This is a genomic window from Algoriphagus chordae (assembly GCF_003254055.1).
GTDB classification, from domain to species: domain Bacteria; phylum Bacteroidota; class Bacteroidia; order Cytophagales; family Cyclobacteriaceae; genus Algoriphagus; species Algoriphagus chordae.
Genome location: NZ_QKZT01000008.1, coordinates 146477 through 161990, shown reverse-complemented (window position 1 = coordinate 161990; position 15514 = coordinate 146477). Strand labels below are relative to the sequence as shown.

11 protein-coding genes are annotated in these 15514 nt (G+C 40.2%); 7 read left to right on the top strand and 4 right to left on the bottom strand.

Annotated features, from left to right (window positions below):
* Window positions 1-32 precede the first annotated feature (32 nt).
* The gene (nrfH, locus tag LV85_RS10745) at window positions 33-671 is read right to left on the bottom strand and encodes a cytochrome c nitrite reductase small subunit (RefSeq protein ID WP_111319203.1); all 639 of its coding nucleotides are present in this window, start codon (window positions 669-671) and stop codon (window positions 33-35) included.
* Window positions 672-916: 245 nt separating this feature from the next.
* Here nrfH and LV85_RS10740 point away from each other — a divergent pair, with 245 nt between their 5' ends.
* Together LV85_RS10740 and LV85_RS10735 are read left to right on the top strand one after the other, a co-directional pair.
* Complete coding sequence (locus tag LV85_RS10740) at window positions 917-3394, top strand: S9 family peptidase (RefSeq protein ID WP_111319201.1); 2478 nt, start codon at window positions 917-919, stop codon at window positions 3392-3394.
* 238 nt (window positions 3395-3632) lie between these two features.
* Entirely contained in the window at window positions 3633-4283 is a 651-nt protein-coding gene (locus LV85_RS10735; protein ID WP_111319199.1) for a bifunctional 4-hydroxy-2-oxoglutarate aldolase/2-dehydro-3-deoxy-phosphogluconate aldolase, read from the top strand.
* 318 nt (window positions 4284-4601) lie between these two features.
* Here the strand turns inward: LV85_RS10735 and LV85_RS10730 are convergent, their stop codons facing one another.
* Entirely contained in the window at window positions 4602-5462 is an 861-nt protein-coding gene (locus tag LV85_RS10730; RefSeq protein WP_111319197.1) for an ROK family protein, read from the bottom strand.
* Between the two features lie 87 nt (window positions 5463-5549).
* Window positions 5550-7877, bottom strand: a complete 2328-nt coding sequence (locus LV85_RS10725) for a PIG-L family deacetylase (protein ID WP_111319195.1) — start codon at window positions 7875-7877, stop codon at window positions 5550-5552.
* Between the two features lie 408 nt (window positions 7878-8285).
* Between LV85_RS10725 and LV85_RS10720 the strand changes: the two genes are divergently transcribed.
* The 5 genes from LV85_RS10720 to LV85_RS10700 all read left to right on the top strand — a co-directional run bounded on the left by LV85_RS10720 (window position 8286) and on the right by LV85_RS10700 (window position 13647).
* Complete coding sequence (locus tag LV85_RS10720) at window positions 8286-8780, top strand: gluconokinase (protein WP_111319193.1); 495 nt, start codon at window positions 8286-8288, stop codon at window positions 8778-8780.
* 288 nt (window positions 8781-9068) lie between these two features.
* Entirely contained in the window at window positions 9069-10430 is a 1362-nt protein-coding gene (locus LV85_RS10715) for an amidohydrolase family protein (protein ID WP_111319191.1), read from the top strand.
* Window positions 10431-10578: 148 nt separating this feature from the next.
* Entirely contained in the window at window positions 10579-11715 is a 1137-nt protein-coding gene (locus tag LV85_RS10710) for an aldose epimerase family protein (RefSeq protein ID WP_111319189.1), read from the top strand.
* A 60-nt stretch (window positions 11716-11775) separates the two neighbouring features.
* Window positions 11776-12906 carry a hypothetical protein gene (locus LV85_RS10705; protein WP_111319187.1) on the top strand — a complete coding sequence of 377 codons (1131 nt, stop codon included), beginning with the start codon at window positions 11776-11778 and terminating at the stop codon, window positions 12904-12906.
* 150 nt (window positions 12907-13056) lie between these two features.
* Complete coding sequence (locus LV85_RS10700) at window positions 13057-13647, top strand: DUF4142 domain-containing protein (RefSeq protein WP_158531168.1); 591 nt, start codon at window positions 13057-13059, stop codon at window positions 13645-13647.
* Window positions 13648-13939: 292 nt separating this feature from the next.
* On the opposite strand, the gene LV85_RS10695 is transcribed toward LV85_RS10700, so the two are convergent.
* The gene (locus tag LV85_RS10695) at window positions 13940-15448 is read right to left on the bottom strand and encodes a glycoside hydrolase family 3 protein (RefSeq protein ID WP_111319183.1); all 1509 of its coding nucleotides are present in this window, start codon (window positions 15446-15448) and stop codon (window positions 13940-13942) included.
* Between the last annotated feature and the right edge of the window lie 66 nt (window positions 15449-15514).

Below are 15514 nucleotides of genomic sequence, written 5' to 3'. Positions count from 1 at the left end.
GAAGTTTGAATTATGCTCGATTTCATAATCGCTTATTTTGATGTTTTAGAATTATCCATTGATTCTTTGAGCCATGAGGGTACTATTGAAAGATCTTTTGGGCTATATTCTTTAATAGGTTCGATTTGTGCTCCGACGGAAGAAAGACTCCTTACTCTACCATGAGGGACTTCTCGGTGACATTCCCAGCAGGTTCTGCCAGTTCTATTTTCCATGTGATCTGATACATAGGCTTCAGTTTTGGCGTCTGTTACCTGATCCTGATGACAGCGTATACAGTTGTTTTGAATCACATTGGCCGAGGCTTGTTTGGCGACGATAACTTCAGGTTCCATCCGTGCCGTGAATACTGAGGCATGATACAGACCATCCATGGCTTTGAAGTAGTATTTGTTGACCACATTATTATGCGGTACATGACAAGAATTACAATCGGTGACTTCACGATGCGAGCTGTGTGTCCAGGTAATGTACTGTGGAGTCATGATGTGACAGTTCACACATGCTTGTGGATCATCAGAAAGGTAGGAAGCTGCATTGCTCATTTTCAAAATAAAAAATCCTAAACCTATAATTGTTGCCACCAATACTATAGCAGCTTTTCGCCAATTACGTGGGGGAATTAGGCTTGATTTGAAAAGAAATCTCTTAAAAGTATTGGGCAGCGCCATGTGCTTAAATTCTAATTCAGTTAAAAATACAAAATTATATAGTTAATAATATGTAGGAGTCAATTTTATATTTTGTCTAAATAATAGTAATAGAATTTCTATGTGTAAATGACTTAGCCTTCACTTCTAGTTGTTTTATATCTGTTGTTTAATCAACTGCTTAAGGGCTAAGTCTAGATTTTACATTAATGGTGCTAACAGTTTTTATGCTTTAAATTAGATTCGTTTACTCAAATAGCACAACTATGAAGCAAACATTACTCGCATTAGTATTTTTGATGACTTTGCAAACAGGCTTTTCGCAAGAGCAGGTTTACAAAGGCAATTATGAATTGGTAGCTCGATTTTCTCCTGAGAAAATGAAAAAACTGGTTTTCTCTACTCGAGTTGATCCACATTGGTTAAAGAAGTCCGATCGGTTTTGGTATGAGTTTGAAACTAGTAATGGTAAAAACTGGTATCTGGTAGATCCAGTAAAAAAGACCAAAACTCAATTGTTTGATAAGGATAAACTGGCGATGGAGATCACTAAAATCACCAAGGATCCTGTAGATGGTCAGCATCTGGAGTTGGATGATTTGAAGTTTCTAGAAGATGAAAACACCATCAAGTTCAAGGTGAAAGGCACAGAAGAGGTGCTGAAAAAGGACTGGGCGGAAATCAAGGAGAAAGATAAGAGCAAGAAAGATTCAATGGAGAAAAAGACCTTTGTTTTTCATTACTCCATCAGCAATCAGCAGCTCACAGAAATAGTAGATGCAGAGAAAGATCCTAAGCGTCTGGCTTGGGCGAATATATCTCCAGATTCTTCCAAAGTACTTTTTGCGAAGCAAAATAATCTCTACTGGATGGATAAGGAAAACTTCCTGAAAGCTGTTAAAGATGAAAAGGATAGTACAATTGTAGAACATCAGTTGACTGAGGATGGGGAGGAAGACTTCGAATACGGCTTTAGCGGAAGAGGTGAGGATAACGAAGAGACAGAAAAAAATAAGGATAAGCGCAAGCGTGCAGGGGCATATTGGAGTGCTGATTCGGAGCAGTTTGTAATGACCAGAACTGATCAGCGCAAAGTGAAAGAGCTATGGGTACTTCATAATACAAAGAACCCAAGACCTACTTTGGAAACCTATAAATATGCAATGCCTGGCGATAAGGAGCAGCCGATTACGTATTTGCTTCATTACTCGTTTGGTTCGGAAGAATTATCCAATTTACCTGTGGCTACCTTCAAGGATCAGTCTCTCAATATTTATAATACCAATGCCACTGAAAGCTCCAGAGACGATGATTTTCGAGCAACAACTTGGCTTGGCGACTTGGATGAGTTTTATTTCTCCATCACTTCCAGAGATTTGAAGCGTGTAGATATCTGTAGGTGGAACCTGAAAACCAATGAAAAGGAAGTGGTGATAGAAGAGCGTAGTAACACCTACATTGACTTCTTGAAACCTGAGATTTTGGACAATGAAATTGTCTGGTGGTCTGAGCGTGATGGTTGGGGGCATTTTTACCTTTATGGCAAGGACGGCAGCTTGAAGCGTCAGTTGACCGAAGGGGCTTTTCACACAGATCGAGTAGCGAGAGTGGATGAGAAAGGCAGGAAGTTGTATTTCGTAGCAAATGGCCGAGAAAAAGGTGAAGATCCATACTACGAGCATTTATATAGTGTCAGCTTGGATGGAGGTTCGATTTCTCTGTTGAACTCTGGAGATTTCAATCATTCCAGTGAGATCAACGATGGGGCCAGCTTCTTTGTAGATAATTATTCCAGAGTCAATACTACCCCAGTAGCCGTGCTGAAAGATAAGGCTGGTAACAAGGTGATGGATTTGGAGACAGTTGATTTGTCTAATCTTTTTGCCACAGGCTATCAATTCCCAGAGCCTTTTACCTTCAAAGCTGATGATGGTATCACAGACCTGTACGGTGTGATGTATAAGCCATTTGATTTTGATTCAACCCGAAAATATCCAATCATAGAATATGTCTATCCTGGACCGCAAACTGAAGCTGTAGACAAGGCTTTTTCGGCAAGAATGGATAGAACGGATCGATTGGCACAATTTGGTTTTGTGGTGATCACGCTAGGAAATAGAGGAGGACATCCTGGGCGCTCCAAGTGGTATCATAATTATGGCTATGGAGATTTGAGAGATTATGGTTTGGCGGATAAAAAAGCTGCTGTGGAGCAGTTGGCAGATCGATATGATTTTATCGATAAATCAAAAGTGGGAATTCATGGGCATTCAGGTGGAGGATTTATGTCCACAGCGGCAATGTTGGTTTACCCAGATTTCTTCAAAGTGGCTGTTTCCTCTGCTGGAAATCATGACAATAGCGTGTACAATCGCTGGTGGTCGGAAAAACATCATGGCGTCAAAGAACAGATCAATGCTAAAGGAGATACGACTTTTATCTATCAGATAGACAAGAATCCAGACCTGGCCAAAAACCTAAAAGGACACTTGATGCTTTCTCATGGAGGAGCAGATAACAATGTGCATCCAGCCAATACCATACGCATGGCTAGGGCGCTGATCAAAGCAGGTAAGCGATTTGAATTGGTTATTCTTCCAGATCAACGACATGGCTATGGAGATATGACAGAGTATTTCTTCTGGAGAAGTGGGGATTACTTTGTGCAGCATTTGCTAGGAGACAATACTCCTCCGCCTGTAGATATGATGGAAATGCAGCGTGATAAACCGCTGACGAAATAGTGAAAAAAGAGTTGAAGTTTCTAATTTGAAATTGAACATCAAACTAAGCCCGATTCTAATTTAGGATTGGGCTTTTTAGGTTTTGACGCTGCCCTGGACTTTCTTTGAAATTGATAGGATTTGCTTTAATCTGGAAAATTTAGCTTTCCTACCTGCCTTGAATATATTACTTGAACTTCAGCTGGCAGTTTTTATCTTGTAGAATCAACCACCCATTTATCAAGCAACCCAAAACCACATGGAAACTTCAACTTCAATTTTTTGGAAACGCTATAAGGAGGCACCAATTGTAGGGATCATTCGAGGGCAAGCGCTTGAAACTGTTCTGAAAATAGCTCAGGCTTATGAAGATGCTGAATTTACTACGCTGGAAATCACCATGAATACTCCTGGGGCTGCTTCGATGATTAATACGCTGAGAAGCAAATTCCCATCCCTAAATATAGGAGCTGGCACGGTGTGCAAATTGAGCGAACTTAGAGAGGCTATTGATGCAGGGGCACAGTTTATAGTGACTCCGATTATAGATGAGACGGTCATCGAGCATGCAGTAGATGAGAATATCCCGATTTTCCCCGGTGCTTATACTCCTACCGAAATCCATAAAGCTTGGTCTCTGGGAGCCTCAGCCGTAAAGCTTTTCCCTGCTACCCAATTGGGGGTTCAGTTTATCAAGGATGTGCTAGGGCCTTTGGATCAAGTCAAATTGCTTCCTACTGGAGGAGTGTCAAAGTCAAATATCAAATCATTCTTTGAAGCGGGAGCGATAGGGGTAGGGATGGGCAGTTCATTGATAGATAAAAAGTTGGTAGAAGCGGGAAATTACGAGGGTTTGAAAAAACACTTTGAAGGTATCAAAGCTGAGATAGCTGCATTTATTGAGGAATGAGTTGTCAATTCATCTGACTAAAGAATCGCTTTTAGGGATTTTTGAAGCGTTCTGATATACTGGGAATATGATTATCCGCAATGAAGCCAGTCACCTTAGATTCTTTGCTTATCAGGCTGGAAGACCGATGACCGAAGACTCCCGTACTAACGGGACAGGCTGAAGTGGCCTCAATTTTTAAGTTTAACATATCTTACATTGCTTTTGCCACCTTACTGGTAGAAAAGCGGATATACATAACTGGGGAAAAAGCTTTTAGGCAAAAAAAAAATGGCCCTATGAAAAGCCATCTTTCTAAACCACAAACCAAATTAACCTTTAATTAGTAACAACTTCCTTTTCGAATTCTACCAAGGCTACAGCCCCATGAATTCCAGTTTCATCCATTTCTGAAGGTAAAATCTGTAGTCTTTCCAGTACGGTAGGATAGCTGAATGTTGACAATGATTTGAACATTGATTTTTTGAATAGTGGGTAGGTCTTTCTGATCGAACCTCCCAAAATTATAGCTTCTGGAGCCAAGGCATACAATATATGCTTGATCAATTCCCCTAAATGATGTCCAAATTCATCGAATGCTTGAATGGCAACTGGATCACCTTTGAGTGCAAGTTTGGCAAGCGCTTTTGGTTTACTCTGGTAGTATTTTTCAAAAAACTTCCCACTACAATAATGCTCAAAGTCATGCTCTAAATACGCTGCACTACACCATTCTCCTGCCGCTGAATTGACTCCGCTGTATAGATGGCCATTGATGACGATACCGCCTCCAATGCCAGTTCCTAAGGTCAGTCCAACTAGATGATTGAATTGGCGTCCCACACCGAATTTATGGACACCAGAAGCAAAGCAATTGGCATCATTATTTATGAAAATCGGCTTTGAAAATCGCTCCGATAAAAATTTCTTTAGCTCCACATGCTGAAAAGCTGGGATATTGGATAGTCCTAAAACTATACCTTCTTTCACATCGACTAAGCCTGGTATACCAATACCTATCCCCGCTAGATCATATTCCAAATATGTTTCTATGAATTCTGCGATTGTCTCGAGAATAAAAGCTTTACTTTCCTTCGCAGGTGTAGCAATGGATCGGATATCTTCCAAGTGTCCATTAATTAGTACACCACCTTTAATTCCGGTGCCTCCGATGTCTAATCCTAAAATGGCTTTTTCCATTCGCTACTAATAATAAGGTTGTTAGGTTTATTACAAAAGCATTGGCTGATCGAGTTTTCAATCAGCCAATGCCTGGTTTTTTTTCTATTAAAGCATTCCTTCTATAGACTTTTCTAGCTCTCTTGCGGTAGCTAGGAATTCTTCCACATTCATATCTCGGAAGAAAATCAATCCATGACTAGATCTAACTTTGGCTCTCTCATGCTGGTAGAAGAAGTTTTTGCCTAGCAAAAGCTGAATAGCATCAAGCTGATCCACCCAGATTCTCTTCGCTACGGTACTGAATTTACCATTGTGAGAGTAACTCGGGAATGAAGCGTTTACCTGGCTCATATAGCAATTGGCAAAGGAATCTTCCATTACTGACATATCACCAAGAGAAACAGGAACGATTACATTGGCCTCATGTGGCTCAAACTTGAACCAGACATTTCGGTAACCGATGATTCTTAGATCAGAAATATCTTTTTCCTCTCCCCACTTTTTCACCGCTGCAGCAGTTGCCTGAAGCACTTTGTAGTGAGTGTCTGGACCAGAACCTTCTGGATCGAGCGTTAAACTAATCTTCGTAGGGTTAACTTTTCTAAACATTTCCACGATCGGTTCTACATCGCGATCTTTGTCTGGTTGTTCTGTGAAAATATCCCCAGTATAGAAACCTAGTCTGAGGTGATGCACATTCTTCACCTGAACACCAAAGTGAGCCCATACCAGTTCTTCTTCAAATTCCCGAATCATGCCCTTGAGCTTCTGGATTTTGGAAGAGTTTTTCTCACCATCATAGCTATTCTTTAGAATACTGATGACCTCATTGATTGTTTCTCTAAGTTGAGTTTTGTTTTTGATGTCATAGACGATCACCAAAGCTCGAACTACTCGATGGCAAAGTCCTCTCAATCTAGCATTTGCATTTTCAGACGCTACATTGGTTAGGTAGTGATAAACATCCTTGTCAGTCTTTAGTTTGTAGCCGACATCAAAGAAGTCATCGTAGTGGACCATTTGAATTTTTCCCTCATCCAAAAGTCTCTTGGTTGACTGGAGCGTATCGATTACAAATGTGTTGGTCACAGCCGTGAAACCAGAAGTCAATACAGAGAAGTGAGCTTCGTTAGTTGGCTCATGCAGCTGGTTGGTGATATGCGGAAGGATACCTAATGAAATATCATCGTGGTGTGGTCCTGTATGCAGCAACACCTCGTTTCGTTCTTGTTCAAGCCCTTTGGAAAGCTTGTTTTCAATGCTTGTGATCACTTGATTTACAGTGTCCTCAGACAAATCAGGAATCAATTTGGTGTATTTATCAGCTTTAAGATCTGATAGTTTAATACGATGACCGTATTTGCCTAGCTTCTTACACAGGTCAATTACTGATCGTTCTGTCTTTTCCCAAGTCCATTCGCCTTTCTCATAGTATGCATCTACCGAATCTGTCAGTTTTACACCAGCACCTTTGGTGACGTAAAATCTACCATTTTTCAGCTTTTGTAAAACTGTACCTGGGAAGACGTTGTTAAGCGGTGTTTCTAAGGAATCTTTTACGATGCCTGCTTTTGCTTCACCGGCTGCGATGATAATTGCTACTGCATCTGGATTGTAAACAATAGTGTCTAGGCCGATCGTAATTACAAGTCTGTTGGAAGAAATCTCTATTCCCCCAAGATCACCAGCTGCTACCGCCTGAGTTTCAAAATTGGTTTCTGTCAATCTAGTAACAGAGAACATGTGAGAACCTCTTGTGTTGAAGGCAATGTGACCATCTGGGCCAATACCACCGAGGAAGAAGCCTATTCCGCCAGCATCTCTAATTTTTTGCTCGTATTCTCCACACCACTGGTCAATCATGTAGATAGATTGCTGCTGTAGTTTTTCTTCTTCATTCTGAGGATCTCTGAATCTCAAGGAAAGATCAACCTTCAAGTCTGGGAATACCTTGCTGAAGTGAAGACCATTTGCCAGAGGGATCTCATCAGAATTGATTAGGATTGCCTTTTCTTTGGACAAACCGAAACCTTGGATATAGAACTTATTTACGTAATCGTAAAAGCTATTATTCTGCTTGGAAGAAATCGGATAAAATTCATCAATCTGTACAAAAGTCAGATCTTTCAAAACAGGTTTTTTGGTGTCACCTAAACCATATTTTTCGCGAACTTCTTTACCTTTTTTATTATCCCAGTTTTCAAGTAGGAACTGCGTCCACTTGATAAAAAATTCGGGTGTCTTACCAGTTGGTAAACTGATAACACCTTCTGGATTTGCAGCTGCCCATTCCAAAAATCGGCAAGCAGTTAGCAAGCCTAGTTTAGGAAAATTGTCAACTTGAAGGTATGGAATAAGTGTGCTGATCTTCTCAACACCAGATTCCTTAAGAAAACTTTTTTCAACTTCTGAAAGCGGATACTTACTTAGCATACTGTTTGAGCAGGTTTATTTAGTGGGACTATTTATTGCATTCTGTTATTAAGTAGTAGTCAGTCAATGTGTTATGATGATTATTTGAATCGAAAGTCTAAGAGACTATCAGGTCAAAAGCTAGCATCTATACATTTTTCACTTTGCTAACATACTTAAACAAATCTAAAAAATGTTTTTTAATAAAACGAACTTTAATAAAAATTTTATGAAAGTTTAATCTTGAAAGTTCTAAGACTTGTGTTTGACTGCAAATAGTTGCTTGGATTCAGCTGCATCTTTGCATTTTTCTCTGTTTGATAGGGGCTTTCTTAATCCTTAGCCATACTAAGAAAGTGTAATTGAAGTACTTTTTCTTGTCAGAGCTAGCCTTTGACTATCTGAGATTTTTTTTCTTAACTTTCGTGCATGCTAATAATCGTCACTGGAGTCTCAGGAACAGGCAAAACAACTATTGGGTCTGGCTTAGCGGAGGCCTTGGATCTACCTTTTTTTGATGCAGATAATTTTCATCCTAAAGAAAATATCGAAAAAATGTCACAGGGCCATCCTTTAAATGATGCTGATAGGATGCCTTGGTTACATGCCTTAGCGGAGCTTTTGATCAAGTCTGAGAAAAACAGCGGTGCGGTATTGGCATGTTCTGCTTTGAAAGAAAGTTACAGACAAATTCTGATGGTCAATGAAGGAGTGCACTGGATTCATCTTAAAGGAAGTAGAGATTTGATTTGGAGAAGGATGCTTGCCCGCAAAAACCACTATATGAAAGCTGGAATGCTGGATTCGCAATTTGCCACTTGGGAAGAGCCATCCTATGGACTCAAACTGAGTATTAATCAAACTCCTGAGGAAATGCTATCAGAATCGCTCAGGTATTTGAAGGTCCCAAGCAGCAGTAAATAACTGATACTGAGTTTTAATTAATCTTTGAACATACAATAATGAAATGACAGTAATTTGGTATGGAACCATAATTTGGTCACCTTGAGCACTTGAGAGACGAGAGTCTCGAATTCGAAAGGTTCTCGAATTTCTCAAACTGATCAATTTTCGGTGTCTTCAAATCAATCTGTCATTAGTAGCAATAATTTGGAAAGACTTTTTCAGTTCTAGTTGATGATTTTTTAGGAAAGAATTGCTTTAAGTTAGTTTATATACGAACTTGAATCCTTCTCATCTTCAGCTTTTTATATGAAAAAACTACTCTTGGCACTATTTTCCTTGATTTTCCTTTCTTCTGGGAATGCTCAGAATTATCTTATCACCAATGTGAATATTGTATCCATGGAGAATGAGGAGCTGCTCAGGAATCAGGCAATTCTGGTGGGGGATGGCAAAATCCTCAACATTACCTCCATGTCTGAGCCTTTCGATTTTGATGGTAAGCTGGTCATAGACGGCAAGGGAGCTTATGTGTATCCAGGATTGGCAGAGTTTCATTCCCATATCCCTGTTGCTCAAAATGGTGACACACAACTCCAAGAGGAGGCAATGTGGCTGTACTTGGCCAATGGTGTATTGCGTGTGCGAGGAATGATCGGTCATGCTTCGCATTTGCCTCTCAAAGCTAGAATAGATGCAGGCGAACTGGATGGGCCTAGATTGTTTTTGTCTGGACCTTCATTTAGTGGGGGATCAGTTTCTTCACCTACACAAGCTGAGCAGATGGTCAGAGATGAAAAAGCTACGGGATATGATCACTTGAAATTGCATCCTGGATTGGAGATGGATGAGTTTTTGGCAATTTCCAAGACTGCGCAGGAACTTGAGATTCCTTTTGGTGGCCATGTGTCTCTGAATGTTGGCTTGGAAGCTAGTTTAAAAGGTGGCTACAAGTCAATCGAGCATATGGATGGCTACATTGAAGCCCTGATACCAGATTATTCTCGAGTATTGGATTCTAAAATCGCTGGCCCTTTCACCATGCTTTTGGTCGATGAGACTGATCTGAGCAAGCTTCCGGCTTTGGTGGATTTAACTTTGGAAACTAAGGCATGGATCGCACCGACCTTGACACTTTTTGACCGGTATTTTGGCTCAACACCTGCAGAAGACTATCGAAATGTTCCAGAAATGAAATACATGTCTGCAGAGCAAGTTCAAAATTGGATCAATGCCAAGACTCCGTATGAGAAAGCTGGTGTTTTGACAAAGGAGAATGTGCAGCCTTATCTGGAATTCAGGAATGAATTATTAATGACCCTTCATGAAGCTGGAGTTCCAGTCTTGATGTGTTCGGATTCACCACAGGTTTTTAATGTACCCGGTTTTTCTATTCATCATGAGATAGCATTGATGTCGAAAGCAGGCATGTCAAATTATGAGATTTTGAAATCTGGATCTGTAAATCCAGCGAGATATTTTGAGCAAGAAGGGCAGTGGGGAGTTATTAAGGCCGGGGCCTCGGCTGATTTTGTGCTGGTAGAGAACAATCCTTTGGAAGATCTGAATACCTTAAAAGAGCCATTTATGGTAGTAATGAAAGGAAAAATATATGACCGGGATGAGCTAAAAAGGCAGCTTGATAGGATAGAAGCTAATTATAAAAGATGATAAATTGATTTAGATTTCAGGAATACTATTTACGAGGCTCCTTAGGACTACTATTCATCTCGACTTAATCATTCTTATTTAGCAAAGCACTTTTGACTTTCATCATAATTTTCCAATCTTGAATTTTCCATTTTTCCAATCACATCCCATGAATCTAAAATCCAAAATTATACTTGCAGCACTGCTTATTTCAGGCTCTGTCTGTCAATCTCAAACCAAAACAACAGTGATTCAAGAAGGAGTAAGCTTATCCATCAAAGGAGAAAAAGTAGGTACTTGGGTAGGCCAGGATGTTTTTCATTATACGCTAGACAATGGTACTATGCAGGTGGAGATGACCAATTTTGGTGGTGTGATTTCTCGAATATACACGCCAGACAAGGAAGGTAAGCTCGAAAATGTGGTGTTGGCGCTGGAGACCATCCCAGATTACTTTACTAAGAATGGCCCGCATCTGGGTGCCGCTATTGGTCGGTATGCAAATCGAATTGGTTCTGCGTCATTTAAGCTTGATGGAGACACCTTTCATATCACAAAAAACAATGGAGAGAATACCCTTCATGGTGGGACAAAAGACTTTGGACAGAAAGTATGGAAGCCAGAAATCTATAAGACCGATCATGCAATAGGAGTGAAGATGTACTATTTAAGTGTGGATGGGGAAGAAGGCTTTCCAGGTAATTTGGAAACTACACTCTGGATGGAATTGTCAAGTACAAATGAGTTGAAACTTCGTTTTGAGTCTATCACTGACAAGAAAACTGTAGTCAACTTGACGAATCATTCCTATTTCAATTTAAGTGGAATCACTGGCGATGTTCGGGATCATGAGTTGCAGATTTTCGCTGATGCCATTACTCCGGGCGGTCCAGGACAGATTCCTACTGGGGAAATTAAAGCCATTGCCGGGACGCCTTTTGACTTCCAAACTCCAAAGAATCTTGGTGCTCAGTTGGATGCCCTGGGTGAAGGTTTCGATCATAATTATGTAACGAAGAGAGAAAACTCCTCCGAACTCAAGAAAATAGCGATTGTCAAGCACCCAGACAGTGGGCGTGTGATGGAAGTTTACTCAACTGCCCCTGGAGTGCAGCTTTACACTTCTAATCATATGAAGGATTTTGCTGGGGCGGATGGAAAGTTTTATCAGCCGCACTGGGCACTTTGTTTAGAGCCAGAAGCCTGGCCAGACAGTCCTAATAAGCCTAGCTTTCCATCGACAACCTTAGCTCCCGGAGAAAAGTATGTGCATGAGATTGTCTATGAGTTTGGGGTGGAGAAATAAACGTTGGTTTACGTTTTTTTTGAAGGGCTTAGTTATATTGTTATTCAATCAATAAACCCCATGAAAAACATTCTACTGGTCAGTTCTCTAGTTGTTAATACTACTTTTTTATCATTCACACTTTCTGCTCAGGAATATACGTTCAAAAAAGTTAAAGAAATCCGTGTAGAGAGCCTTGCTGAAGTTGGAATAAGGGATTACGATCCCAAGAGAGATATTTTTGTCGGCTTTATAGATAAGCGATCTGAAGGGATAGAGCTAGCCGTTTTCGATGCAAATGGGAATATTATGGCCAGCGAAAAGCGTCAAGGAGAAGGTCCGGAAGATTATCAATCATCGGCATTGGCTATGGGTTTTTCCCCAGAGGGTGATGTATTTGTTCAGTCGTCACTGGAACTGGTGAAATATGATACCCAATTCAATAGGTTAAACAAGGTGAGATTTGAGCCTAAAACAACTATAGTTGTTTCTGGGCCAAGGTCTAAGTTTGTTCCTTTGACAAGAGGGAATGATGTTTCATTCATAGTAAATGGTTCTAACCTAAATAATAGGGGATTTAATGATGTCCCAATGAAAATGGACATGATTGAATACTATGATGCAGGTAGTCAAATAATCCAGTCAGCGATTCCATTATCCAGCAGAAAAGTATTTGAAGGGATAGAAGACGAAGTTTTCCCAGTGAGCATTAATCCAATATTTACAATTGATGCGCAGAATAGCAATTTGTATTTCACTACTTCCATAGATAATGAAATCACTGTTTACAATCCCATCAACTGGAACGTAATTCAAAGAATCCCGGTCAAACATGAATTCTTTAAAGCTTTAGATGATATTCCACTCAGAGAGGCAAATTTGGGTCTTTCTAATAAATCACCTCTTTATTCCAGAAATCAAAAAATTTTAAAGTTCGACTCCGATTTGTTGGGACTGATCTATGTGAAGGAGATTTCGGAAGCAGCGAATGAACTGAGGAAAAGTGAGGAAAAACCGTTTTGGATGTTCGATCCTGAATTTCAGAGAGTAATACTTTTTAAAGACGGAGTTCAACTACCAGGAGAGTTGACTATTCCTTCCGGACTGATTCAAATGACGCTTCCAAATAACAGAGTTCTTGTGAAGGTAGCTAATGAGGAAGAGGAGTTAGACTACTATCCATTTGAGATTTGGGAGCTCGTGGAACAATGACAGATCGAAACTTCTAATAGCGTAAAAGCTTCAACATACTGAGTAAGCTTTACACAGTGGGATTTGCTGAAGGAGGCCTTAATCGCTTTAAACACCATGGGAATGGTACTTGTAAGAATAGTGGTGAACACTAAACCAACTAATTTTCTTATGAGAACAAGTAATGTAAACCAACCCGCAGCCAAAAACTTCAGTAGAAAAGCAAAAATCACTGGAGCTGTACTGCTTTCTTCGTTTTGCCTTGTAGGAATGACTTCCTGCGAAAATGAAGATGATGATCCTATCCTGAATACCTACAATCAGCAGGATAGAAATTTTGCGATTTCCTCCTCTGAAAACCTAAACGCCCAAATCAGTTTTGGACAATTGGCACTGGATAATGGAGAGGATGACTCTGTATTAGAATATGGAACTATGCTTGCATCTGAAAATACAGAAAGTAAAGCCGAGCTAGAAGGCTTATTGGCTGATACTGATGTAGAGATTTCTAATGACCTTTCTGCTGCTATGCAGGCGAAATATGATGAATTGGAAATGATGAGCGGAGAGGATTTCGATATGGCCTTTATTGAATTTCAAATAGATTTGCTCAATGATTCCATGTCAATGTATGAAAATCAAAAGGACAACGGAGAGAACAACTCTTTGAAGGATTTTGCTGATAAAACTTTGGGCAAGGTGAAAGATCATAAAGAAGATGCTATCCTTGTAAAAGCTGAAATCGAATTAGAGGATCTTTAAGCATAAGAAGTCAGAATGTAGCTATAACTGATTAACCCAGTTGCAACTGCGTGATGATTTCTTTTAGAGCCGGTTTTCCGCAAGGGAGCCGGCTTTTTGGTTTTTACCGCTGAGGGCACGGAGGATACGCAGAGGTCCCAATTTTAGTTTTATGCTGCTTCTCCAGAAGCAGCATAGTTAGTTATTTAAGCAAATTCCATTTTCCTAAATCCGGCTTACGCAAGGGTTGAATCTGGATTCTCGGTAGCTTTCTTCGGTCCTGTTAGCTAACGGGACTCAGCGTGCTCCGTGGTTAAAAAAAATTACAGGCAACCTCCTGAGCTTCCTCGAAACTTTGAAACCCACAAATTACAGCTTCAAAATCAGTCAGGTTTCCCAGATGTTTTAGAGCCAATGGATTCCCGAAGTGAACCAACATGCAGGACGTTGCTTGAGCTAGATTTTTGATTTCAGCCAATACCTTTTCATCCATCCCGAATTGATTCAAAGGCTTGTGAGAAGGAACAAAAAGAGAGATAATGACTTTTTCGGCTTCATCAATTGAGATTTCACTTAAATCTGAAGCATATTTATTATTAAGAATTGTTGAGAAAGTTGTCTTTGCTTCTCCAAAAAAGCTCTGGTGTGCAAGCTTCCACTCTCTTGCCAGTCTCTTCAATTCTTCAGAATCTATTCTCCCACAAACTACTGAAACATATTCATTTGCAAGTTTGGTTTGCAGCTCAGCATGTCTTTCCCAATCAAATGTTGGGAGCTCCAATTCTTTGAAATCAAAAACGCCTAGCTTCTCCTTAAGCTTCCAGATCTTCTCGAAAACAGCATCAATTTCTTCATCAGAAGCATGTTCAGCGATTTTTTCTATTCCTTCTTTCACATGATCAGAAAAGCAGAGAATGTCATTTCCTGCGTTGAAGGCTTCCCATTCTAATTGTCCTGGCTCGGGAAATAAGTCAGCCACGGCTTTCATGTTCAGTGCATCGGAAATCACTATTCCCTTAAAACCCATTTCGGTTTTAAGTAAGTCTGTAATGATCTCTCGACTTATACTGGATGCGATTTCCTTTCCTTCAGACAAAGCTGGAGCGGCTAAGTGACCAACCATGATCATATCTACACCTTGGTCTATTCCAAATTGAAAAGGTAAAAGTTCTTCTTTTTCCAGCTCTTCTTTTGTTTTCTGAATTACTGGCAGTCCTAGATGGGAATCTGTCTGTGTATCACCATGACCGGGGAAATGCTTCAGGCAAGCTCCAATTCCAGCTCTTTTCATACCCTGATATATTGCGAGTGAAAGATTAGCGACTTTTTGCGGATCTGTTCCAAAGGATCTGTAGCCAATTACGGGATTGTCCGGATTCGTGTTTACATCAGAGCAAGGAGCAAGATTGAGATGTACTCCGGCAGCTTTCATATCCAGGCCCATTCTATAACCTACTTCTTCAATAAGTTCTGCAGAGTTTTCATCGATAGCACCAAGCGTAATCGCAAATGGATACTGAGGAGTTTTTTCGATGCGCATGGCCAAGCCATATTCTCCATCAATACTGATCAGCAGAGGGATTTTCGAAATAGCCTGATAGCGATTGATGAGTGCAATCATCTTCTCCAAAGTCCCACTCACATCCAGGACTTCAGCACGTTTTTCGAAGTTGGCCGCTGCTGAATGTCGGCTATGAAAAAATGTCAATCCTCCTATTTCTTGCTCTCGAATTAAGCTCTCGATAGCGAGATAGTTTTCCTCCGAATCATGAATAAATGCGGCAGGGGAGAAGCATTGAGCTATTTTTTGGTGTTGGTTCATTGTTTTTCAATTAGCATAGACTTAATGAAACTTCATCATTCTACGTTCATCATTCGAAATTTAAAT